We start from the raw sequence: 21,556 nt of genomic DNA, 5'->3' as shown, positions 1-21,556 counted from the left end.
CCTACCAACGGGTACAGTAGCTCAGTTGCTGGTGGCTTCTTCGATTTCATCGCCAGCCTGTTCGATATCTTCACCTGCTCCCTCGATGGTGTTGCAGGCGGAAACCAGGCCCACCAGGAATACGGCTCCGAGGACAGTACGGACCGCTTTTGACCAGTAAGATGACGTCATCCCGATACTCCTCATCCTTTAATTACTGCCCGAAAATTGGCCAGGCAGGCAAGGCTCAAGCTAGCAAGCAGGACTGCGGTTTGCAAACTGCGGAAGACAGTCGGGATTGCTTCCCTCGCGCAGCACCCCAAACCCGCCAACTGGCAGTCTTTTCTGTACACTGGGTCTCAGCACGCGAAGGAGACTTTGGTTGACCGCAAGAACCCAGCGGGAATACTGGGCCTTCTATTGGCCCCTGGCGCTCACCGGTGCGGCCACGCTGCTGGGTGTGCAGTTCCAGAACGCCTCACTGGCGCGCTTCCCCGACGCCGTCACCGAACTGGCCATCTTCGCCATCGCCCAGGCGGTGTTTTCGCTGTTTGGCACCGGCCTCGAGTTTACCCAGCACCTCTCCGCCCACTTCGCCCGCAGCCGCGCCGCGGCCCGGCAGACACTGCGCTTTGTCGTCCTTCTCGCCAGCCTGCTGGCACTGGGGATAGGCTGGATTGGCGCTACAGCACCCGGCCAGGCACTGGTATCACTGGCCTTCGGCGTGGACGGGGAGATGCTGGAGCGCGTCTGCCGCTACCTGGTGTGGCTGGCGCCGGTGCTGCTCCTGCACGCATTGCGACTGTACTACGTGGGCCTGCTGATCCAGGCCCGCCTGACCGGCCAGGTCACGGCACTGAATGCGATTTACCTGGTGGCCCTCGGAGGCTGGCTGGTAACGGGCTTCGCCCTCGGCGGTTCGGCGATTTCGGTGCTGGTCAGCGCACAGGCCGCGGCCACCCTGCTCCACGCAGTGCTCTCGAGACGCCAGGCCGGACGCCATCACCCCTTGCCGGAAACCGCCGAGCTGCCCCCCTCGGCCCGACGCCTGTTGCGCTTTTTCCTGCCGCTGGCCACCACCGGGGCCCTGTTCTCTCTCAGCCGGCCGATTCTCTACGCCTTTGTCGCGCGCCAGCCCGAGGGCGTGGCCATCATCGCCGCCCTCCGCGTCGGCTTCGATTTCGCTTTCCTGTTCCAGCAGGCGGCGAACCAATTCCGGCACTTCTTCGTCAGCTTTGGCCTGGATGACCTCGCGGGCAAGCGCCGCTTTATGCGCCGTGTGGCCCTGGGCCTGACCCTGGTCATGCTGACAGTTGCCCTCTCACCGTTGGGTGACTGGCTGTTGCGTCATGGCCTGGGGATCCAGGGTGAGGTGCTGCGGCGCGCCATGGACATCCTGCTGCTGATGAGCCTGATGCCGGGCATCATCATTTTGCGCAATTACTTCCACGGCATGCTGATCGCCCGGGAGCGTACCGGGGGGATGGCCTGGGCCAGCCTCTCACGGGTCATGGTTATCGCCGCGCTGGGCGCTCTAGGGGAAGCGACCGGCACCCTCGATCACCGCTTTGCGGTTCTCGCACTGCTTGGGGGTTTCAGTGTGGAAACGCTGGTAGTGTGGTTGCGTGCCAGGGGTTCAGGCGTCCGATAAGCCGGCCCGAGATCTGGCGCACATTACGCGCGCGCTGTGCTTGCCAGCGCCCCGGCCCTTATCCAGAATCGCCCGCATCCTCTCGGCAAACAGGGAAGCCCCTCATGGACCGACGCTCGATCGCCGCAGCACTCGTGTCATTATCCATCGCACTGGCGGCGCTACCCACGTGGGCGCAGTCGAGCGGCCTGCTGGAGTACGCACCGGCCGCCCTACAGGCAGTGCCGCTTCCCTCACTGATACTGTTTCCTGTCGGTCTGTTGTTGGCTCTGCTTGGCGCACGCAAACTGGGCAAGTCCGGCACACGCCATCGTACGGGTGCCCTACTCGTCCTGTCGGGCGCCCTCCTGGCAACAACCAGTGGGCTCCACGTCACGCGGGCCATCGCCTTGAACCCTGTTATTGAGCTGACACAAGCGAGTGGCGGGAGTGTAGCGGTCCCCGAGGGCAGCCAGGATTACCGCAACGCCAGCGGAATCAGACTGGAAATTCTCGCGGTCACGCCACCCGAGACCTACTGCGTGTCAAACCAGCCGGCCAATGCCTGTGTGCCGGGACTCCAGTTGGCCACCGGTGAAACTTGCCGCACCAGCTATACCTGTACGCCGCCCCCGGTCGTGTCCGCCGTGAATGATGCCGTCTCAGTCACCAACGGTGGCACCGGCCAGGCGAACATTCTGCTCAATGATCTCGGCGTCGCGCCACTGGCGGCCGTGTCCTTCGGCGATTCGCCAGCCAACGTCGGCACCTTTCCCGCCGACGGTGTCACGGTGGGGCTGTTTCCCGCCCCCGGCGGCGGCACACTGGACATCACACTCGACGCGGCAGGCGCGCTCACTGCAACTGCCAACGGCACCACCGGAAGCGGCGCGATCACGGTCTACTACGACTTGCAGGCGGGGGACAGCACGCATGACACCGGTCAGATCGGCGTGACCTTCGGCGATACGCCTGCTGCAGCGGACGATACCGCCGCAACACTCGGAGCGGGCAACGCCTATACGGCCGAGGTTGGCCTCACCCTTTCTGTCCCCGTGGGAAATGGCCTGCTGATCAACGACACTCTGGGCACCCCCGCGGCGACCCTGACCACCTGGGGTGGTGGCGATGCCAGCGCCACGGTGGATGTCGATGCCGGCGCCAGTCGCCCCTTCGCCGGCGGCACGCTGACGGTCTATGCAAACGGTTCCTTCGACCTGGTCAACCCCACCGTACCCGGCCTCTACCAGTTCACCTACCTTCTCGAAAACGGTGTCGGCACCTCCGAGGCCCAGGTGGAGATTCAGGTCGGATCACCGGCCTGATGACGATCGGCCTCGCCCTGCGTCTCCGGTAGCCAGCGCTGCACCAGCCGCCCCGCCTGTTCCAGGCTGCGGCAGTGACTGAGCCGCCCCGCTTCCCGGCGCAAGCCCGCGCGACGCATCTTGGTGATGATACGCGCGGGCAGGCCGACCATGATCAGTCCCACGCCGTTGCGCTGCAGGTCCTCGACCACCGACTGCAGGGCGATCATCGCGGTGACGTCAATGCTCGGCACGTCGCGCATGTCCAGGATCACCACGCGCAAGCGCTTGTCCACCAGCCAGAGTGAGGAGAGTGCCCGCTCCGCGGCGCCGAAGAACAGCGCCCCATTGATGTCGTAGAGGGCCACCTCCGCCGGCAGCTCGGCGGCAAAGCTGTCCCGCTGGGGATCGACCCGGCGACCGTGGCTGAGCGAGGCCATGCGACGAATGAACAGCGCCGCTGCCAGGCCCATGCCCACCCCGACCGCAAGCACCATGTCGAAGAGGACGGTAAGCCCAAAACATACCAGCAGGATGGACACATCCCCCGCCGGCGCCGAACGCAGCGTGTGCACGAAGTGACGCACTTCGCTCATGTTCCAGGCGGTCACCAGCAGCAGGGCCGCCAGGGCGGCCATGGGCACATGGCCGAGCAACCCCGCCAGGCCGATCACGGTGAGCAGCACCACACCGGCGTGGACCACCGCGGCAATGGGGGAACGCGCACCGCTGCGGATATTGGTCGCGGTGCGGGCAATCGCCGCGGTCGCGGTGATCCCGCCGAACAGCGGCGCCAGCAGATTACCCAGGCCCTGCCCGATCAACTCGGCATTGGGGTCGTGGCGCGTGCGGGTCAGCCCATCCGCGACCACGGCACACAGCAGCGACTCAATCGCACCGAGCATGGCGATGGCGATCGCCGGCCCGAGCAGCTCCTGAACCAGACCAAAACTCAAGCCGAGTGGCTCGCCGTCCGCCCCCGGCAGCTCCCAGGGCCAGGCGAAATGGGGCAGCACCGGAGGAATGCCCGAACCCGACAGCTCCCCCATCGACCAGGTAAAGCGGGAGGCGATCGTCGCCACTCCCTCGCCGGGCAGCCAGCCGCTCTGGTTGAGCAGCGCCCCCAGCACCGCGGCGGAGCCCAGCCCCACCAGGGGTGCCGGGACGCCGGTGCCGAGACGGGGCCAGAGAATCAGCACTGCCAGGGTAAACAGCCCGACTCCGAAGGCCACCGGATCCAGGGCGTGGAGGGAGCCGGCGATGTGCAGCAGATGCAGGTGAAAGGATTCATTGCCGTGGCGTACCACCAGGCCCAGGAAGTCCGGCACCTGCAGGGTGGCAATCACCACCGCGATGCCGGTGGTGAAACCCAGCACCACCGGGTAGGGGACAAAGCTGATCAGGCGACCCAGCCGGCCCAGCCCCATGGCGATCAGGATCAGCCCCGCCATCAAGGTCGCCAGCAGCAGGCCTCCCAGGCCGTGTTGCTGAACAATGGGCAAAAGGATGACGACAAAGGCGGCGGTGGGGCCGGAGACGTTGAAACGGGAACCCCCCGCGAGGGCGATCACCGCACCCGCCACGATAGCGGTGTACAGACCGTGCTGGGGCGGCACGCCGACGGCGATCGCGAGGGCCATGGAAAGCGGCACCGCGATGGTGCCCAGCGTCAGGCCGGCCAGAATATCCCGCCACAGGTCGCGGCGGTCATAGCCCTCGGCCAGGGCGCCACGCAGGCCGGTCGCCAGTGCTGGCAGCCGCGGCAGTGTCCGGTATCGCCGCAAGATTCCCTCCTAGACCGACTACGCACAGTCCCCTATCATACGCCAATCCCCCAGCGATTGTAGGGTCTTGTAAATCCGTTGGTTTTTGGAATTTTCATGGTTATCATGGGTCCAAGAATGAACCGCACCCACGGGTGTATTCTCAAGGAGTGGTAAACATGCAAGACAAGAGCCTGTACAACCTGAATACCGCAGGCATGGATTCGGTGGTCAGCACCAACAAGGTGCTGAAGAACACCTACATGCTGCTGGGTATGACCCTGTTGTTCAGTGCCATGACTGCAGGGATCTCCATGGCCATGGGCCTGGGCCAGGGCGCCGCCCTGGTGCTGATGCTGGTCGGCTTCGGCCTGCTGTTCGTGGTCCACAAGATGGCCGATACCAGCAAGGGCCTGCTGGCGATCTTCGCCTTTACCGGCGTCATGGGCGCCTCTATCGGGCCCTTGCTCAGCTACTACCTGGCACTGCCCAACGGCCCCTCGCTGGTGATGCAGGCCCTGGGCGGCACCGCCATCGTGTTCTTCGGCCTCTCCGCTTACGCCCTGACCACCCGCAAGGACTTCTCCTTCATGGGCGGCTTCCTGGTTGTCGGCCTGCTGGTCGCGGTCGTCGCCTCCATCGCCAATATCTTCCTGGCGATTCCGGCGCTCTCCCTGACCATCTCGGCCGCGGTGATCCTGATCATGTCGGGCCTGATCCTGTTCGACACCAGCCGCATCATCCACGGCGGCGAGACCAACTACATCCGCGCCACGGTCTCCCTCTACCTGAGCATCTACAACCTGTTTATCCACATGTTGCAGCTGCTCGGCGTCTTCGGTGGTGAAGACTGAGCGCGTGTCCAAACGCCTCCGCCAGCCCCGGCTCCGGCCGGGGTTTTTCGTTGTAGCGCTACAGCCGTGAATTACACCCTGCTGATCACCGCCTCGCCCACCGCCAGCCGCAGCGGGCTCACCGCCCTGCGCTTTGCCCGGGCGCTGCTGACCCGCGGTCACCAACTGCCATTGGTGTTCTTTCTCGACGAGGGCACCCGCACCGGCACCGCGGCGGCCAGCACCCCCAGTGACGAAACCGACCTGCTCGCCGGCTGGGTCGAACTCGCCGGAGACACGACCGAACTGGTTCTCTGTGTCAGCTCGGCACAGCGGCGCGGACTGCTGGACGCCACGGCGGCACAGCGGGAGGATAGTGAGGCCACGGTGCACCCGGCCTTCCGCCTGGGCGGCCTGGGTGAACTGGTGGAAGCCCTGGCGACCAGCGACCGGGTGGTGACCTTCGGATGAGCGCCCCCCGCCCCGCTACCCTGGTGATCAGCAGGCAGCCGCCCGGACACAGCCTGGCGCGCAGTGCGCTGGATACCACCCTGGCCCTGGCGGTCTTCGACCTGCCGGTGACCCTGCTGTTGCAGGGCGATGGCGTGCTGCAGCTGCTGCCGGAGCAGGACGGCAGCGCCCTGGGCGTGCGCAGCCTGGGCAAGCTGCTGGACAGCCTGCCCCTCTACGATATCGAGCAGGTGCATGTGGATGCCGAGGCCGCCGCCCGTCACGGCCTGCTGGCCGCGGGGCTCCCGGCGCATGCCCGACTGGTTGATGCCGCCGGCCAGCGCGACCTGCTGGCAGCCCACACGCATGTCCTGGGGTTCTGAGGATGACACTGCACACACTGAACTGCCCCCCGGGGCATCGCCAGAGCGAAGCCTGTCTCGAGGCACTGGCCCCGGGTGATGCCCTGCTGCTGCTGGGGGACGGGGTCTACCACGCCCTCGGCGACAGTGACGCCGCCGGGCGCCTGGCGCATCTCCCCTGCCCGGTCTGCCTGCTGGAGGCCGAGGCGCGGGCTGCGGGGGTGCTGTCGCGGCTGGCGAATGCAGCGAGGGTGATCGACGAGGACGGCTTCGTCGCCCTCACCGAAGAGCACCCGCGCCAGCTGGCCTGGTACTAAGGGGCAAGCCCGATGCTCGATGCCTCCGCCTTCGACCGCGACGGCTTCCTGCGCGACCGCCGGCAATGGACACCGGCCCTGGCCGCCGAGCTGGCCGCGAAGGAGAACATCACCCTGAGCGATGCCCACTGGGAAATCCTGCACCTGGTGCGCGATTACTACGCGCGCTTCGACAGTTCCCCCAACATGCGCCCGCTGGTAAAGTTCTGCGCCCGGGAACTGGGGCCCGAGAAAGGCAGGAGCATCTACCTGCTGTCCCTGTTCCCCGGTTCCCCGGCACGCCTGGCCAGCAAGATCGCCGGCCTGCCCAAACCCGACAACTGCCTGTAGAGAGACCGTGAACCCAGAGCACCCCTTTGCCCAGTACGTCCGCATTCTCGGGCGCGGCCGCACCGGCACCCGCGGCCTGAGCCGCGAGGAAGCCCGCGAGGCCTTTGCCATGCTGCTGCGGGGAGACGCCGATCCGCTGCAGGTGGGCGCCTTCCTCATGCTCCTGCGGGTCAAGGAGGAGACCGGTGACGAACTGGCGGGCTTCGTCGAGGCCTGTCGGGCCCAGCTCGCGCCCGCGCGGCCCCTGGGCAGTGCCACCCTGGACTGGCCGAGCTACGCCGGCAAGCGCCGGGAGCACCCCTGGTACCTGCTGGCGGCACTGCTGCTCGCCGGGTCGGGTCAGCGGGTCTTCCTGCACGGCGGCAGCGCCCATACCCCCGGGCGCCTGTACACCGACGAGGCGATGCGAGCCCTGGGCCTGCCCGTCGCGGATACCTGGCAGGCGGTCGCCGCGCAACTCACCGACGGGGGTATCAGCTACCTCTCCCTGGGCCAGTTCTGCCCGGATCTGGATCATCTGCTGGGACTCAAACCCGTGCTCGGACTACGCTCCTGCGTCAACACCCTGACCCGCATGCTCAACCCGCTGCAGGCCCCCTACAGCCTGCAGAGCGTCTTTCACCCGGCCTACGCCCGCCTGCACCGGGAAGCCGACCAACACCTCGGCCAGCCCCATGCCATGGTCTTCAAGGGCGAGGCCGGCGAGGCGGAGATCCGCCCCCACGCCGACAACCGCCTGACCTGGCTGCACGAGGATGCGACGGGGGAAACCACCCTGCCCCGGCGCCCCGCCGACAGCCTGCCCGCCAAGCGCGAGGTGACGCCCTCGGTGGCCCCCCTGCGCCGGCTCTGGCGCGGGGAAGAAGAAGATGCGCTGGGTCTCGCGGCGACGCTGGACACCACCGCCGCGGCCCTGCTCCTGCTCCACCCGGAACAATCGCCAGAGCAGGCGCGTGAACAGGCTGTCGCGCTCTGGGACCGCCGCGACCGCGGGAGGCTGCCGGCATGCCCCTGAGCCGCTTCCAGCCCGAGCACTACAACACCCTCCTCGCCGACAAGGTGGCGAAGACCGAGGCCCTGCTGGCCCCCTTCTCACCGCCCGCCGCGGAGGTTTTCCCCTCGCCCCGGGACGCCTTCCGCCTGCGCGCGGAATTCCGCGTCTGGCACCAGGGCGATCAGCTCGACTACGTGATGTTCCACCCCGACGCGCCCCGGGACCCGGTGCCGGTCAATCACTTCCCGATTGCCGGGCCGCGCGTCCAGGCCCTGATGGCGCCCCTGCGGGAACGACTGACGGTCAGCCCCCTGCTGCGGCGCAAACTGTTCCAGGTGGAATTCCTCACCACCACCAGCGGCGACGCCCTGGTGACCCTGGTCTACCACCGTCCCCTGGAGGACGACTGGCAGCAGGCGGCGGAGCAGCTGGTCGCGGATCTCGGCATCGCCCTGGTCGGCCGCAGCCGCAAGCAAAAGCGGGTCATTGGCCGCGACCATGTCACCGAATCCCTGGAGGTGGAGGGGCGCACCTGGTACTGGAAGCAGGTGGAGCAGGGTTTCACTCAGCCCAACGGCGCGGTCAACCGGGAGATGCTGCACTGGGCCTGCCGCTCTGCCCGGGGCCTGGGCGGCGACCTGCTCGAGCTCTACTGCGGCAACGGCAACTTCACCCTGCCCCTGTCCCGGCATTTCGACACTGTGATTGCCACCGAGCTGGCCAAGACCTCGGTCCGCGCGGCCCAGCACAACCTGGCACAGAACGCCGTCAGCAATGTGCAGCTGATCCGCCTGGCAGCGGAGGAAGTGACCCAGGCAATCCGCGGCGAGCGCGCCTTCCGGCGTTTGGCGGATCTGCCACAGGCCCTGGGAGACTACGACTTGCGCACCGTCTTCGTGGACCCGCCCCGGGCCGGGCTCGACCCGGCGACCGAGGCCATGGTGCAGGGCTTCGACAACATCCTGTATGTCTCCTGCAACCCGCAGACTCTGGCGGGCAACCTGCTGCGACTGACGGAAAGCCACCGGATCGCGGCTTTCGCCCTCTTCGACCAGTTCCCCTACACCGATCACATGGAGTGCGGGGTGCTGCTGCAGCGGCGCTGATCAGCAGCGGATGCCGAAGCCCAGCAGGGCGCGCAGCAAGACTTCGTCCAGGCGCTCGGCATCCTCGCCCTTGATCGACAAGTAGGGCAGGCCCAGCTCCTCGCAGGCCGCCTGGTTGCGCAGGCGCTCCGCCATGCGCGCGGGGCTGGCGTGCTCATCCCAGCAATCGATATACACGCTGCCCTGGGGCAGGTAGAAATCCGCCACCAGGTTCTCCTCCACCGGCAGCGCGCGTCCGGTGGCGTGGGCCAGCTGCGCCAGGTAGAGCCAGTCACAGACCTGGCGCTGCAGGGCGCTGTTCAGAACGTGCCCATCCAGCGTGCAGTTCTGGCCCGACGACGTCTCGGGCACACCGGCGAAGAGGTCATCCTCCCCCGCCACCGGGCTCGGCATTGGGCGCGCGGGGGGCGCCAGCCGCGACAGTTCGCGCTGGATCACCGGGTGATCGACCAGCTCGTGGGGCCAGCTGACGTAGAAGGCGCCGCTACTCTCGCTTTCCGCCTGCTGCCCGCCCAGGCGCTTGCCGAAATCGGTCAGCTCCCAGCCCAGCAGGGTATGCACCTGCAGGCCGAGCTCCGCCAGCGCCCGGTTGATCTGGCGCGGCTGCAGCTGCGGGAAGTAACGGCGCATCTGGCTGGCGGTGACCCGCTGGCTGGATTCGATCGCCGCCAGCAGGGGGTGCTCGGCCACCCGGGCCGGCCAGACGATATAGCGGCCAAAGCGGCGACTGTTCTGGTAGCGCCCACCCATGAACTCGCCCTTGGCAGTGAGCAGCCACTGCTCGCCGTGGCGGCGGATCCACTCGTAGTCGCGCAGGGTGGCGAACAGCTGCTGCACCGGCAGCTCCAGGCGCCGGGCCAGGGCCGAGGTGGAGACAAACTCCTCGCTCTCGGCCATGTGTCAGGCGCTGGCCGCGCCGGGGTAGCGGGCAGCCAGACCGGCGTAGACCTGCTCGGCAAAGTCGGTAGCACCCGTATCCAGCGCGGCGACCACCTCCACCAGGTGCTCGTTGTCCTCGCGGCCCTGCCACTGCTTGTGGTAAGTGCCCGTCTTGTAACCGTGGTCCTGGCGGAAAAAGTTGAGCACGTTCTTGCCCACGTAAGCGGTGTACAGCGACTCGAAGTCCATGTCCGCGGCGTGCAGCAGCTCCCAGAAACGCGCCGGCGAGAAGCCGCGGGTCTGCAGTGCGTGCAGTGCCAGGGCCTCGGTGGCCTCGCGCACCCCCAGCCCCGCCGGAGCAAAGCCCGCCAGCTCATCCGCCACCGATTCGGCGATCGCGCCCGTGGAGAGACCGGGCCGAAACAGCGCCGACAGCCCGAAGTGCCAGATATCCACCACTTCCAGCCGCACCTGCTGCAGGTCCGGCTCCTGGGCCTTCCACCACTTGTAGCCGTAGTGCTCCAGCAACTCGCCACACTCGACCCACAATGCCCGGTACCAGGCAAAATCCTGGCTGATCCAGTCGGGGTGAATGCGGGTATTCATGCGGTGCTGCATGTCCAGCATGGTGGTAAGGGCTTGTTCCACAGGGGCTCCTGTTGCAGTGTCGGACAAGGCGCAGAGCATAGCAGTGACGGCCCGCCCTGACGACATCCCCGGCGAGCAGCTGTCGCCCCGGTTTCCCGCCGGGGGCGCAAGCGGCTACCCTATGAGCACACTCTTGCGGCAGACAGCGGAGGCAAGACATGGCCAGTACCCGGACAGAACGCGACAGCATGGGCGAACTGGAGGTGCCGGCAGAGGCTCTCTACGCGGCCCAGACCCAGCGCGCCGTCAACAACTTCCCGATCAGCGGCCGGCGCATGCCCCCGAGCTTTATTCGCGCCCTGTTGCAGGTGAAGGCGGCGGCCGCCGCAGCCAATGTCGAGCTCGGCGAGCTGGACGCGCCCCTCGGTCAGGCCATCGAAGCCGCCGCCCGCGAGCTGGAAGCGGACCCGGATCTGCTGCAACATTTCCCGGTGGATGTGTTCCAGACCGGCTCCGGCACCAGCACCAACATGAATGCCAACGAAGTGTTGGCCACCCTCGCCTCCCGGCGAGCCGGGACCGCGGTCCACCCCAACGACCATGTCAACCGCGGCCAGAGCAGCAACGACGTGATTCCCACCACCCTGCACGTCAGTGGCGCCCTGGCGCTCCAGCGGGACCTCATGCCCGCCCTCGACCACCTCGAGGCCACGCTGCGCCGGAAGGGCGAGCGGGTCCACGACCAGGTGAAAACCGGCCGCACCCACCTGATGGATGCCATGCCGGTGCGCATGAGCCACACGCTGGGGGCCTGGGCCGACCAGGTCAGGGATTGTCGCGGGCGTCTGGAGCAGGCCTGCCAGGAACTGCAGACGCTGGCCCAGGGGGGCACCGCCGTGGGCACCGGCATCAACGCCCACCCGGGCTTCGCCAGCGCCTTCTGCCATGCCCTGAGCGAACGCAGCGGCCTGGCTTTCCGACCGGCGGAAAACTTCTTCACCCGCATCGGTTCCCAGGACAGCGCCGTGGCGGTCTCCGGCCAGCTGCGCGGCACCGCGGTGGCCCTGATGAAAATCGCCAACGACCTGCGCTGGATGAACTCCGGCCCCCTCGCGGGCCTGGGGGAAATCGAGCTGGAGGCCCTGCAGCCCGGCTCCTCCATCATGCCCGGCAAGGTCAACCCGGTGATTCCCGAGGCGGTTGCCATGGTCTGCGCCCAGGTCATGGGCAATGACGCCACCCTGGGCATCGCCGGGCAGTCGGGCAACTTCGAGCTGAACGTGATGCTGCCACTGATGGCCGAGCGCCTGCTCGACAGCATCGAACTGCTCGCCAATGCCAGCCGCCTGCTGGCGGACCGCGCCATCGACACCTTCAAGGTGCGCGAGGCGCAGTTGCAGGGGCCCCTGTCGCGCAACCCGATCCTGGTCACCGCCCTCAACCCGATCATCGGCTACCAGCAGGCGGCGGAAATCGCCAAGCGGGCCTATGCCGAGAACCGCCCCATCATCGAGGTAGCCGAGGAGGCCACCGAGCTGTCCCGGGAGGAGCTGGAAAACCTGCTCGACCCCGCGCACCTGGCCGACGGAGGACACGCATGAAGTTAACACCAGCCAGACCGCTGGCACATCGCGGTATCGCCACTCTGGCACACGGTGCCACCGCCCTCCTGCTGGGCGGCACGCTGCTGGCCACCTCTCTGACTGAGCCAGCGGCCGACAGCACCAGCGACACAGAGCGGGCCGCGAAACAGTTCACCTACGCCTGGCCCTTTACAGAAGATGACGCCATGCGCCCCCGCGGCGGCACCTCCCGGGGCGCAGAGCTGACCCTGGCGGACGCACCCAGTGAGGCCTGGCTGTCCCTGCAGGAAGCCGGCCTGGACAAGCGCGAGCGCGACCGCCGGGCCATCCTGGCCATGGCCGGCACCTATCGCGCCAGCTTCGACTTCCTCGAGACCGTGGGTTACACCCCGGACTTCAGCCCCGCCCGCCCCTACCAGTCCTGGGGCACCGAGCATATCTATGTGGTGGCAGACCGCCCCGACTTCATCAGCCTGCAGCACATCATGGTCATGCGCTTTCGCCAGCCAGACGGCACGGTCTCCGAGCCAATGGTGATGAAACACTGGCGGCAGGACTGGCGCTACGAGGATCGCGTGATCAACGCCTATGTCGGCAACCACACCTGGGAGCGGCGGGCATTCAGCGAAGAGGCGGTCGATGGCACCTGGTCCCAGGCGGTGTTCCAGGTAGACGACTCCCCGCGCTATGAGTCTATCGGCCGCTGGGTCCACACCGGCAGCTTCTCCGCCTGGGAGAGCGAGACCACCTGGCGCCCTCTGCCCCGGCGGGAATTCAGCGTGCGCGACGATTACCAGGTCCTCGCCGGTACCAACCGCCACACCATCACCCCCAGCGGCTGGGTCCAGGAGGAAGACAACCTGAAACTGGTGCTGGGCGCGGACGGCGAGCCTCGCGACGAACTGCCTTACCTGGCGCGGGAAGCCGGCCTGGCGCGCTATGAGCTGCTGAGCGGTTTCGATGTCTCTGCCGGCGATACCTACTGGACCCACACGGGCGCCTTCTGGCAGCTGGTGCGCGAGCATTGGGCCCAGCTGTTGTCAGAGCATGAACAGTTGACCTTGCGTTCCGAGGTCGACGGTCAGCGGCTGTTTGAGGTCATGTTTAGCTATGCGGAGGGCTTGGACGGACCGGAGGCGTTTGACCGCAGCGCCGCGGAAAACTTCGTGCGGGAAACGCTGGCCAGGTTCACCGAAACCCGAGCCCCTTGATGGCGGGAAAATCCTGCGAGCCCGGTGCAAAGACCAGGCTCGCAGCTTTCTGACGCTGGAGACCGCCGGTTCTTAGGCCCGGCGGCGGAGACGACTTCCAACGAGCCCGGCAAGGCCGGCACACAGCAGGCCGAGAACCCAGAACGGCAGAGCCGGTACGGGTTGTGACGGAGCCGCATTGGCAGCGAAGAGAATCCGCTCCCAGCTCGCGTCACCATTCAGGTTGTTGTCCCCGCAGCGGTAGCCGCTTTCTATAAAGCCCCCGCCCGTGTGAATGCACATGCGCAAATCACCCTGGGAGCTGGCAACATCGCAACTGTTTCGACTGACGGTCTCGCCCCCCGGCGCAAAACCCCAGCTATAATCGTCGCTGAAGTACCACTCCACGCCGTTGGCGTTATTGGTGACGTCGCCGGTACCCGCTTCAAAGGTGACATCGGCGCGAGACGCCTGGGCCAGCAAGGTCAGCGTATCCGACCCGGTGGGTGAACAGGCCATCATCAAATCGGCACCGGGGCAGTTGGCGAGCACATCGGCGACTGCCGAAATGTCGTCACCATCAAAGCCCTCGCGGAAACACTCGGTCCAGCCGCCGCCGGTCACTGTCGAAATCGGCACGGACTGCTGCACGCCGGTCGGTAGATAGGTAGCTTGCTGCGCGAAAGCACCACTGGAAAGCATTGAGACCAGGCATGCCAGGCCTACGGCAAACACCCCTTTGATTCGCATGATGAAACCCCCTGTTGTTTGATTTGTTGTTTTTTGACTGGTTGCAGTACAAAGGCACCACCCGCAACCGATTTCCGCCACGGGGCGCCTTATGCTTCGAAGGGTACCACAGGCAAGCCGCCAGGGTATCGCCGGCAGTTCAGGAGCAAAGGGATGTGTTTTGGTGCCCGGAGCCGGACTCGAACCGGCACGATCGCAATGATCGGGAGATTTTAAGTCTCCTGTGTCTACCAATTTCACCACCCGGGCGGAGAGGCGGCGCATGATAGCACAGCCGTAAGCGACCCGGGTGGCGTCCCAGCACTTCTGCGCTGGCACCTCGCAGGGCGCCCGCCATGCTACCGGGGCCCTTCGAGCGGCGTTACACTGCGCCCATGCGCAAACTCTGGCTGACGCTTGCTGTTCTCCTGCTGCTGCTTCCACTGGCGGCTGTCGCCATCCTGTGGCTCTCCCCCACGGCCCTCACCCAGGCGCTGCAGTGGGGCGTGACGCACCTCAGCCCCTACCGCCTGGAAGTGTCCGGGCTCGAGTTGATGCCCGGGGAGCGGCGTCTGCGCTTCGATGAACTCTATTTGCACCAGCAGGGCGCCAGCGGCGCGCCTCTGCTGGCCGTGCTCGACTTCGAAGGCGAGACCCGTTTCGCCGATCTCTGGGACGGCGAGTTGCGGCACACCGAGCTGTCCCTGGGCAGTGCCATCATTTACGTGTCCGCGCGAGACGCGGCAGCCGACCCCAGCCCGCGCGACTGGCTGCAGTACCTGCGCTGGCTGCCGCGACATTTTACGGTCGACCAGCTGCACATCATCAGCGACGCCGAGGACGTCAACATTCTTCCCTTCCTGGGCTTGCAGGGTGAGCGCCGGGACCGCGGCGGCTTTGTTGCCCAGGGGCAAGCCAACCTGCCCCAGCATGCCCTCAGCCTGAGCCTGGAACTCGGTGAGGTCCAGCGCGAGGACGAAGCGGCCAGCGTGACGGTGGCGGCGGCGCTTCTCAGCCCCGATGGCAGCCGGGCCCGTGTCGAGGGCGAATTCCGGGCCCTGGTCGACGACATTGCCTACGACTTGAGCCTCGACGCCCGCTACCCCTCCGTGGCGGATTTCCTCTCGGCATTCCCGGCGGCACCCGAACTGGCGGGCTCGCTGACCCTGGCGGGGCGCGTGCGCGGGGATGCCGCGGGTTTCGCCCTGACCGACGCCCGTTTTGCCCTGGACAACCTGCCGGACTACCGCTTCGAGGCCAGCGGCAGCCTCGCCGGTGCCACCGGGGAAGACCCCGCACTCTCGCTGATTGCCAGTGGCGAACTCGCCAACATGGATCTCCTGTTGACCTGGGTCGGTGTCGATCTGAGCCCGCTGGGCAGTGCCCGCGCCAGCATCGCCCTCTCGGGCCGCCTGGGCGCCCCCGCGGTGGATCAGATGACCCTGGTGACCAGCAGCAGCGAGGGGCTGTGGCTGTCGATCAACGGCAGCTCCGGGCCGGGCAGTCTGACCAGTGTCACGGTGCCGCGCGACAGTGACTTCCGCGTCTACCTGGACGCACCGAGCCTGGGCGTCCTCCAACCCTGGCTGGGGAGCGAGCTGCCCCTGGACCCGGGCCCCTGGGAGCTGACCGGACGCCTGCGCGAGCGGGACGGACAGCTGGCGCTGGAGGAGATCCGCGGGCGGCTGGGCACGCCGGAGCGCCTGCAGCTGACGGTCGACGGCAAGATCGGACAGGTGGACCTGACACGCCCCGCCGCGGCGGACGCACTGGCCGAACTGGATCTCCGGATCGGCGCCAGCAGCCCCGACCTGCAGCGCGCCCTGGCGCCACTGGGGCTGCCCTACCCCATCCCCAACCAGCTGCAACTGCAGGCCTCGGTGACAGCCAAGGGCGAGGGCAGCGCCCTGCGACTGCAGGACGGGACCGCGCAGGTGGGCCGGGGCGATTCCCGGCTCGAACTGGAGGCGCTGCAAATGCAGCTGACGGCCGCGTCCGGCTGGCAGCCACAACAGACTCGGGCAGACCTGCAGGTAAACGTGGCCGATGGGCGGCAGTGGCGCGACGAGTTTCCCCAGCTGCCCGACTATCCCCTGGCGGCGGAACTGAGCGGAACACTGCAACAGACCGATGCGCAGCGCTTCGAGTTGACGTCGACGCAATTGCAGCTGCAGGGGCCGGGGCTGGCCCTGAGCGCCCGCGGGCAGGCCCGCGGCTTGCCGCAGGCGCCGCGGGCCAATCTGAACGTGGCGGTGGCCACACTGGACAGCGGTGCACTGCTGCCCTGGCTGGCACCGCAGCTCACCCTGCCACTGAATTTATCCAGTCTCTCCGGGGAGTTTGCGCTCGAGGCGAGCCCCGACGCCCTGGCGATCAGTGCGCTACAACTCGGCAGCACGCCTGACTCGCCGCTGGCACTGGAATTGAGCGGTGCGCTCTCCTGGCAAAACCGGGGGTGGCAGGGCGAGATCGAGGCGGCCATCGCCAGCGAGGACCGGGCATTTCTGCAGACCCTGAGCGGTCTGCGACTGGCCCCCCTGAGCAGTGACCTGCGCCTCGACCTGGATACGCAGGCGATAGCCCTGACCGGCGACGCACGCTTTGGCGCAACACCGCTGGGCATCGACTTGCGCGCCACGCTGCAGGACCTGCAGCTGAGCGGACTGGACCTGGCACTGACCGCGCCGACGGTACACCTGGCGGACCTGGGCCTGCAGGCCGAGCTGGATGTCGACGAGGGCTACCGGCCGGCGCAACGCCTGGAAGCGGTCGAGGCCGAGCGGCGCAACCTGCAGGCGCTGCTCGACCGCCTGCCGCGCTATCCCGTGACACTGACCGCGCGCATCGGCCACCTGGAGGGCGAACAGAGTCGCTTTGACGATATCCGCATCCAGCTGAGCGGGCGCGACGGCAACTTCCTGCTGCAGGAATTCGACTTCCGCTACGACGATGCCCTGGCACAACTGCGCGGGGTCGTCGACATCAGTGTCAGCCCCCCCGGACTGAGCGTTGCCGGGGACGCCCGGAGCATTCCGCTGAACAGCCTCACCCGCGACCTCGGCTTTGACAACGACATCACCGGGACCCTGCACCTGCGCACCGGCATCAGCGGCGAGGGGCTGGATCTCGACAGCCTGCTGGCCAGTGCCGACGGCAGCCTGTCCCTGGCCCTGGAGGACGCCACCATCGAGGGCGCGGCCTACGATGTGCTCGCCACCGACCTGCTGGCCTGGCTGTACTCGGGGGCGGCGATGGAGGAATCGACCGTGATCGAGTGCACCATGGCGGACTTCCAGTTCCGTGACGGGGTCGCCAGCAGCGACAACCTCTACGCCGCCTCGGCACGGATGGTGGCCACCGGTCGCGCACGTTTCGACCTGGGCAAGCGCACCCTGGATGTCGCACTGACTCCCCGCTCGCGCTCGCGGCGCCTGGAGATTCCCTCGCAGATCACCCTCAAGGGCGACATGGCCAGCCCGCGCACCTGGATTTCCCCGGTCACCACCACCCTGGACCTGACCACGGAAATCGTTTCGCTGCTGCCGCGCATGCTGCTGCGCTTGTTCGGGCTGGGCAGTGGTGACCGTTTCGCCGACCGCGACTGCCGTCTGCCGGACCCTGCCGGGGACCGCGGCGACTGAAGGCTTCGTGCTACACTGGCGCGCAAAACAAGACCGGAAACCATCCCCCATGGCAGCACCCCGCGGAGAGTTCAGCTCACGATTCGGATTCATCATGGCCGCGGCGGGCAGCGCCGTCGGCCTCGGGAATATCTGGGGTTTCCCGACCCAGGCCGCGAGCAATGGCGGCGCGGCCTTTTTGCTGATCTACCTGCTGCTGGCCTTCACCCTGGCCTACCCCGCGCTGATGGCCGAGCTGATCATCGGGCGCCACGCCCACGCCAACGCGGTCAACGCCCTGCGGCTGATCTCACCGGGCAGACTGATGCAGCGCATCGGGGTCGGCACCGGCCTGGTGGGCCTGGTGGTGGCGAGTTTCATCCTGAGTTTCTACAGCATCATCGCCGGCTGGATGCTGGCCTATACCCTGGCGTCGATCGCTGAACTCGCCGGGCTGGACGCCCTGGTCGCCTGGCTCCGGGACTTCAGTCTCGGCCGCAACCTGCTGTTCATGCTGGTATTCCTGGCGTTGACGGTGGGGATCATCTCGGAGGGGGTCAAGGAAGGGATCGAGCGCTGGTCCAGCCGGCTGATGCCGATGCTGCTGATCAGCCTGGTGCTGCTGGTGATCTACGTGCTGACCCTGGACGGCGCCATGGCGGGCCTGCGGGTCTATCTACTACCGGACTTCGAACGCGCCCTGGAGCCGGGCCTGATCATCAAGGCCCTGGGCTCCGCCTTTTTCTCCCTCTCCCTCGGCGTGGGCACCATGCTGATCTACGGCTCCTATATCAGCGATCGCGAGAACCTGCCCCTGGTCGGCGGCCTGGTCACCCTGGTGGATATCTGTATCGCGGTCACCGCCGGCTTCCTGGTGCTGCCGGCGATGTATGTTGCCCTGCACAACGGCGTGGAAATTTTCACCGCCAGCGGCGCACTGATTTCCGAGGACACCCTGATCTTCACCGTGTTGCCGGCGCTGTTCGACAGCATGGGCATCGCGGGGATTGTCGTGTCCCTGGTGTTCTTCTTCCTGATGAGCATCGCCGCGCTGACCTCCTCGATCTCCATGCTCGAGGTACCCGTCGCCTATACCATCGAGCAGCACAATGTCGGCCGCAAGCCCGCGGTGGTGGTCATCGGCCTGATTATCGCGGCGGTCAGCGCGCTGATTCTGCTCAACTTCGACAGCCTATTCGGCCTGGTGGTCACCGCCACCACCCGCTACAGCCAGCCACTGCTGGGCTTCATGTTCTGCATTTTCGCCGGCTGGGTGTGGCATCGCGACAACCTGCTACAGGAACTGCGGCGGGGTTATCCGGAGGTCGAACAGGGCTGGTTCTGGAAAATCTGGCCCTGGTACGTACGGGTCGTCTGCCCGGTCATCATTCTGGCCATTTTCGCCCAGTCGCTGACCTGAGGGCCCGCGACGCATGCCACAGCGTGCTCTCTGGACAGCGCACACCGGGCAGGCTGCTGCCAACGGGATGCTCCGCTCAGGGGCGATCCCCGCGGGCAAAACGGGAGAGGAAAAACACGCCGTAGCCAAGACTGCCGGCGACGAAGATCAAGGCCACCCAGTCACCCGTCTGCAGGTACATCCAGGCACTGAAGACCAGCATGACGGTCGCCAGTACCATGCCCACCTTGCGCGCTGTTGGCCCCACGATATGTCCTCCACAATTGGCATTTGCCCATGAACGGGTTAGGCTTGCCCGAGCTTTCCACCACGCGATGATACCATTCCCATGATGCGCTTTCTGCTCACCTTCCTGGCGATTCTTATCGGCCTGTTCACCCTGGAAATGCTGACACCGGTGCAAAACGCCGTGATCCAGCCTTTCACGGCCTCCCTCGCCAGTCTCAGCGCCGCGCTGATCACACCGCTGGATGGCGATGTGATCGCCTACGGTCGCGTGATTGCCCACACCGTCAACAATTTCGCCGTGTCGATCGAGGCCGGCTGCAACGGGGTCGAGGCCGCGATCGTCCTGATCGCCGCGGTCATCGCCTTCCCCGCACCCTGGAAATTGCGCGTGATGGCCATCCTGCTCGGGTTTCTCACCATCCAGGTAATGAACATCGCCCGCATCATCAGCCTGTTCTACCTGGGCCAGTGGGACGTGGAACTGTTCAACTGGACCCACCTCTATCTCTGGCCGGTGCTGATCATGCTCGACGTGCTGGTCGTGTTCCTGGTCTACCTGCGTGTGCTGGAGCGCCGGCGCGACAGCTCGGCGGAGGTCGCGGCATGAGTGTCTACCGCTTCGTCGGCCTGGTCATCCTGCTCATGCTCCCCTGCTTTGCGCTGTGGTATGCACTGGGCAACCTGACACCTGCCCCCGGGCTCTGGCTGGGCCAGGCACTGCTCTCCTGGAGCCTGCCGGGGGTTGTCGACGAGGTGGTGTTTCGCGGCCACGAACTGCTGGTGATGACCAACTTCGGCGAGGCTGCGGGGCAGGTCGTGCCACTGGACCGGGGTGAATACCAGCTGGGCTACCCGATCAATACCCGTGCCCTCACCTATTGCATTCCCTTCTACGCGGCCTTGCACTTCGCCGCGCGCGTGCCCCAGAGCCTGTCGCGTTTCGTCACGGCCCTGTTTGCCCTGTGGGCACTGATAGCCCTGGGGATCTTCGCGGTGGGATTGAAAAACCTGATGCTGGGCCTCGGTGACACCCTGTTCACCGAGGCGCTGTTGCCGCTGCCGCCCCCCGCGGTCATCGCCCTGCTGTTCCAGTTTTTCACGCTGATCATGCCCACCGTCGCGCCGGTGCTGTTGTGGGCCTGGGCCAGCCGGGACAGCGGCCTGCTCGAGGGCATGCTCAGGCAGCGCCGGCCATCTCCTCCCTGAGTTCCGCCGCGGACTCGCACAGGCGCGCGTAGTCCTCCGCGTGATTCTCCAGCACCGCCTCGAGCGCTTTTTCCATCAACCAGCGAGCCTGGCAGGTATAGGCGTAGATGCAGGCGTGCACCGCGGCATCGTGCCAGTTCTCCACCGAGCAGCTGGCGGAGTACTCCTCGAAATGCGAGAGCGAGCGAATCAGATCGGCGATGTGACGGGGGCATTCGCAGTCCAGGGCCGAGTCGAGCTTGCGCGCGGCACTCAACTGCAGCTCGCTGAACTGCCTGGGCTTTGCCGTCATCAGCTCGCCGAGATTGCCGTCCCCCACCCGCGCCGTCTTTTCCGCCCCCAGGCGGGCCAGCTCAAAGGCAATGAAGGATGACTCCGGCGGAAAGGTGCAACTGACGATCGACTGCTCCTCCAGGGTCTTCAGCCAGCGCTCGCTGGCAAACTCGTAGACCACAATCACCCGGTGCGCCCCCAGGCGCTCCTGCAGCTCACTCAGCTCCCGGGTCTGGCGATTGCCCAGACTGGCGCACTCCACCACCAGGGCGTCGGCGTGCTCGACCTCCGCCAGCAGCGTTTCTTCGATATCGCTCAAGGAGACACGCAGCAGCAGGGCCTCCACGGCGGCCACACAGCCCTGGTGGGCATCCAGCCACTCACACAGGCGATTGCCGACGAAGACCACCCGAGGCTTGCTTGGCGGGATCGCGCTACCGCGCCCGTCCCGGCGCTGACGCAGCAACATCTCCAGGGTCTTGCGCTCGACCGAGGCAATTTCGCCGATACGCGAGCCGCTGCTGACCAGGGCGGCAACCAGCTGCAGGTGCTCGAGATCCGCCTGGGTGTACTGGCGGCGGCCGGTGCCCGACTTGTGGCTAGCCCCCAGGCCGTAGCGCCGCTCCCAGACCCGAAGGGTGTCCGGTTTCAGCCCGGTGAGCCGGGCAACCGTACCAATACCATAGAGGGGGCGGGTTTCAACAACTGACTGTGTCATGACGTAGACCTCATCGCGGGTTTGGCAGATATACGCGCCCCCCCTCGAAACGGA

At 66.7% G+C, this 21,556-nt stretch carries 22 protein-coding genes and 1 tRNA gene; 15 read left to right on the top strand and 8 right to left on the bottom strand.

The annotated features are described in order from the left end of the window. Positions 1-21: 21 nt before the first annotated feature. Complete coding sequence (locus ACYVGS_RS07660; RefSeq protein ID WP_460588076.1) at positions 22-171, bottom strand: entericidin A/B family lipoprotein; 150 nt, start codon at positions 169-171, stop codon at positions 22-24. 190 nt (positions 172-361) lie between these two features. Here ACYVGS_RS07660 and ACYVGS_RS07655 point away from each other — a divergent pair, with 190 nt between their 5' ends. Further along, entirely contained in the window at positions 362-1,630 is a 1,269-nt protein-coding gene (locus ACYVGS_RS07655; protein ID WP_460588075.1) for a hypothetical protein, read from the top strand. A gap of 104 nt (positions 1,631-1,734) precedes the next feature. Next, positions 1,735-2,934 carry a midcut-by-XrtH protein gene (locus tag ACYVGS_RS07650; protein ID WP_460588074.1) on the top strand — a complete coding sequence of 400 codons (1,200 nt, stop codon included), beginning with the start codon at positions 1,735-1,737 and terminating at the stop codon, positions 2,932-2,934. Here ACYVGS_RS07650 and dauA read toward each other — a convergent pair. After that, positions 2,913-4,697, bottom strand: coding sequence for a C4-dicarboxylic acid transporter DauA (gene dauA / locus ACYVGS_RS07645; protein WP_460588073.1), 1,785 nt, complete (start codon positions 4,695-4,697; stop codon positions 2,913-2,915). The genes ACYVGS_RS07650 and dauA overlap by 22 nt on opposite strands. A 158-nt stretch (positions 4,698-4,855) precedes the next feature. Between dauA and ACYVGS_RS07640 the strand changes: the two genes are divergently transcribed. The 7 genes from ACYVGS_RS07640 (at position 4,856) to trmA (ending at position 9,068) form a co-directional block, all read left to right on the top strand. Continuing rightward, a complete protein-coding gene (locus ACYVGS_RS07640; RefSeq protein ID WP_460588072.1) occupies positions 4,856-5,530 on the top strand; it encodes a Bax inhibitor-1/YccA family protein in 675 nt (224 codons plus the stop codon). Between the two features lie 66 nt (positions 5,531-5,596). Continuing rightward, entirely contained in the window at positions 5,597-5,980 is a 384-nt protein-coding gene (gene tusD, locus ACYVGS_RS07635) for a DsrE/DsrF/TusD sulfur relay family protein (RefSeq protein WP_460588071.1), read from the top strand. Then, a complete protein-coding gene (locus ACYVGS_RS07630; RefSeq protein WP_460588070.1) occupies positions 5,977-6,342 on the top strand; it encodes a DsrE family protein in 366 nt (121 codons plus the stop codon). The genes tusD and ACYVGS_RS07630 overlap by 4 nt, the downstream gene beginning before the upstream one ends. A 2-nt stretch (positions 6,343-6,344) precedes the next feature. Beyond that, positions 6,345-6,638, top strand: coding sequence for a DsrH/TusB family sulfur relay protein (gene tusB, locus ACYVGS_RS07625; protein ID WP_460588069.1), 294 nt, complete (start codon positions 6,345-6,347; stop codon positions 6,636-6,638). Positions 6,639-6,650: 12 nt separating this feature from the next. After that, the gene (locus tag ACYVGS_RS07620) at positions 6,651-6,968 is read left to right on the top strand and encodes a TusE/DsrC/DsvC family sulfur relay protein (protein WP_460588068.1); all 318 of its coding nucleotides are present in this window, start codon (positions 6,651-6,653) and stop codon (positions 6,966-6,968) included. 7 nt (positions 6,969-6,975) lie between these two features. After that, positions 6,976-7,983 carry a glycosyl transferase family protein gene (locus tag ACYVGS_RS07615; RefSeq protein WP_460588067.1) on the top strand — a complete coding sequence of 336 codons (1,008 nt, stop codon included), beginning with the start codon at positions 6,976-6,978 and terminating at the stop codon, positions 7,981-7,983. Further along, complete coding sequence (gene trmA / locus ACYVGS_RS07610; RefSeq protein ID WP_460588066.1) at positions 7,974-9,068, top strand: tRNA (uridine(54)-C5)-methyltransferase TrmA; 1,095 nt, start codon at positions 7,974-7,976, stop codon at positions 9,066-9,068. Before ACYVGS_RS07615 ends, trmA begins: the two co-directional genes overlap by 10 nt. Here the strand turns inward: trmA and ACYVGS_RS07605 are convergent, their stop codons facing one another. Both ACYVGS_RS07605 and ACYVGS_RS07600 read right to left on the bottom strand, forming a co-directional pair. Further along, positions 9,069-9,965, bottom strand: a complete 897-nt coding sequence (locus ACYVGS_RS07605; protein ID WP_460588065.1) for a hypothetical protein — start codon at positions 9,963-9,965, stop codon at positions 9,069-9,071. Between the two features lie 3 nt (positions 9,966-9,968). Then, positions 9,969-10,595 carry a dUTP diphosphatase gene (locus ACYVGS_RS07600; protein WP_460588064.1) on the bottom strand — a complete coding sequence of 209 codons (627 nt, stop codon included), beginning with the start codon at positions 10,593-10,595 and terminating at the stop codon, positions 9,969-9,971. A 158-nt stretch (positions 10,596-10,753) separates the two neighbouring features. Between ACYVGS_RS07600 and ACYVGS_RS07595 the strand changes: the two genes are divergently transcribed. Next, a complete protein-coding gene (locus tag ACYVGS_RS07595) occupies positions 10,754-12,136 on the top strand; it encodes a class II fumarate hydratase (protein ID WP_460588063.1) in 1,383 nt (460 codons plus the stop codon). After that, the gene (locus ACYVGS_RS07590; RefSeq protein WP_460588062.1) at positions 12,133-13,329 is read left to right on the top strand and encodes a DUF6607 family protein; all 1,197 of its coding nucleotides are present in this window, start codon (positions 12,133-12,135) and stop codon (positions 13,327-13,329) included. Before ACYVGS_RS07595 ends, ACYVGS_RS07590 begins: the two co-directional genes overlap by 4 nt. Before the next feature lie 72 nt (positions 13,330-13,401). Here the strand turns inward: ACYVGS_RS07590 and ACYVGS_RS07585 are convergent, their stop codons facing one another. Together ACYVGS_RS07585 and ACYVGS_RS07580 are read right to left on the bottom strand one after the other, a co-directional pair. Next, positions 13,402-14,058 (bottom strand): hypothetical protein, encoded by a 657-nt coding sequence (locus tag ACYVGS_RS07585; protein ID WP_460588061.1) that lies wholly within the window; start codon positions 14,056-14,058, stop codon positions 13,402-13,404. A gap of 161 nt (positions 14,059-14,219) precedes the next feature. Then, positions 14,220-14,307 (bottom strand) — tRNA-Leu (locus tag ACYVGS_RS07580). Positions 14,308-14,432: 125 nt separating this feature from the next. On the opposite strand from ACYVGS_RS07580, the gene ACYVGS_RS07575 reads away from it, so the two are divergent. Further along, complete coding sequence (locus ACYVGS_RS07575) at positions 14,433-17,678, top strand: AsmA family protein (protein ID WP_460588060.1); 3,246 nt, start codon at positions 14,433-14,435, stop codon at positions 17,676-17,678. 49 nt (positions 17,679-17,727) lie between these two features. Continuing rightward, entirely contained in the window at positions 17,728-19,077 is a 1,350-nt protein-coding gene (locus ACYVGS_RS07570; protein ID WP_460588059.1) for a sodium-dependent transporter, read from the top strand. Positions 19,078-19,153: 76 nt separating this feature from the next. On the opposite strand, the gene ACYVGS_RS07565 is transcribed toward ACYVGS_RS07570, so the two are convergent. Further along, a complete protein-coding gene (locus ACYVGS_RS07565; protein WP_460588058.1) occupies positions 19,154-19,324 on the bottom strand; it encodes a hypothetical protein in 171 nt (56 codons plus the stop codon). Positions 19,325-19,405: 81 nt separating this feature from the next. Here ACYVGS_RS07565 and xrtH point away from each other — a divergent pair, with 81 nt between their 5' ends. Continuing rightward, positions 19,406-19,912, top strand: coding sequence for an exosortase H (gene xrtH / locus ACYVGS_RS07560; protein ID WP_460588057.1), 507 nt, complete (start codon positions 19,406-19,408; stop codon positions 19,910-19,912). Then, positions 19,909-20,511 (top strand): exosortase H-associated membrane protein, encoded by a 603-nt coding sequence (locus tag ACYVGS_RS07555; protein WP_460588056.1) that lies wholly within the window; start codon positions 19,909-19,911, stop codon positions 20,509-20,511. The genes xrtH and ACYVGS_RS07555 overlap by 4 nt, the downstream gene beginning before the upstream one ends. On the opposite strand, the gene ACYVGS_RS07550 is transcribed toward ACYVGS_RS07555, so the two are convergent. Then, positions 20,483-21,502, bottom strand: coding sequence for a MerR family transcriptional regulator (locus tag ACYVGS_RS07550; RefSeq protein WP_460588055.1), 1,020 nt, complete (start codon positions 21,500-21,502; stop codon positions 20,483-20,485). The genes ACYVGS_RS07555 and ACYVGS_RS07550 overlap by 29 nt on opposite strands. Positions 21,503-21,556: the final 54 nt, after the last annotated feature.

This window comes from Haliea atlantica, from assembly GCF_054779855.1.
The sequence above is the reverse complement of the archived record's forward strand: the minus strand, read 5'-3'. Positions and strand labels throughout refer to the sequence as shown.

What these genes read in the sequence shown, in the direction of transcription:
- ACYVGS_RS07660 (WP_460588076.1), bottom strand. Translation starts at nt 171, where the DNA reads ATGACGTCATCTTACTGGTCAAAAGCGGTCCGTACTGTCCTCGGAGCC.
- ACYVGS_RS07650 (WP_460588074.1), top strand. Translation starts at nt 1,735, where the DNA reads ATGGACCGACGCTCGATCGCCGCAGCACTCGTGTCATTATCCATCGCA.
- ACYVGS_RS07640 (WP_460588072.1), top strand. Translation starts at nt 4,856, where the DNA reads ATGCAAGACAAGAGCCTGTACAACCTGAATACCGCAGGCATGGATTCG.
- ACYVGS_RS07630 (WP_460588070.1), top strand. Translation starts at nt 5,977, where the DNA reads ATGAGCGCCCCCCGCCCCGCTACCCTGGTGATCAGCAGGCAGCCGCCC.
- tusB (WP_460588069.1), top strand. Translation starts at nt 6,345, where the DNA reads ATGACACTGCACACACTGAACTGCCCCCCGGGGCATCGCCAGAGCGAA.
- ACYVGS_RS07620 (WP_460588068.1), top strand. Translation starts at nt 6,651, where the DNA reads ATGCTCGATGCCTCCGCCTTCGACCGCGACGGCTTCCTGCGCGACCGC.
- trmA (WP_460588066.1), top strand. Translation starts at nt 7,974, where the DNA reads ATGCCCCTGAGCCGCTTCCAGCCCGAGCACTACAACACCCTCCTCGCC.
- ACYVGS_RS07605 (WP_460588065.1), bottom strand. Translation starts at nt 9,965, where the DNA reads ATGGCCGAGAGCGAGGAGTTTGTCTCCACCTCGGCCCTGGCCCGGCGC.
- ACYVGS_RS07595 (WP_460588063.1), top strand. Translation starts at nt 10,754, where the DNA reads ATGGCCAGTACCCGGACAGAACGCGACAGCATGGGCGAACTGGAGGTG.
- ACYVGS_RS07590 (WP_460588062.1), top strand. Translation starts at nt 12,133, where the DNA reads ATGAAGTTAACACCAGCCAGACCGCTGGCACATCGCGGTATCGCCACT.
- ACYVGS_RS07585 (WP_460588061.1), bottom strand. Translation starts at nt 14,058, where the DNA reads ATGCGAATCAAAGGGGTGTTTGCCGTAGGCCTGGCATGCCTGGTCTCA.
- ACYVGS_RS07575 (WP_460588060.1), top strand. Translation starts at nt 14,433, where the DNA reads ATGCGCAAACTCTGGCTGACGCTTGCTGTTCTCCTGCTGCTGCTTCCA.
- ACYVGS_RS07570 (WP_460588059.1), top strand. Translation starts at nt 17,728, where the DNA reads ATGGCAGCACCCCGCGGAGAGTTCAGCTCACGATTCGGATTCATCATG.
- xrtH (WP_460588057.1), top strand. Translation starts at nt 19,406, where the DNA reads ATGATGCGCTTTCTGCTCACCTTCCTGGCGATTCTTATCGGCCTGTTC.
- ACYVGS_RS07555 (WP_460588056.1), top strand. Translation starts at nt 19,909, where the DNA reads ATGAGTGTCTACCGCTTCGTCGGCCTGGTCATCCTGCTCATGCTCCCC.
- ACYVGS_RS07550 (WP_460588055.1), bottom strand. Translation starts at nt 21,502, where the DNA reads ATGACACAGTCAGTTGTTGAAACCCGCCCCCTCTATGGTATTGGTACG.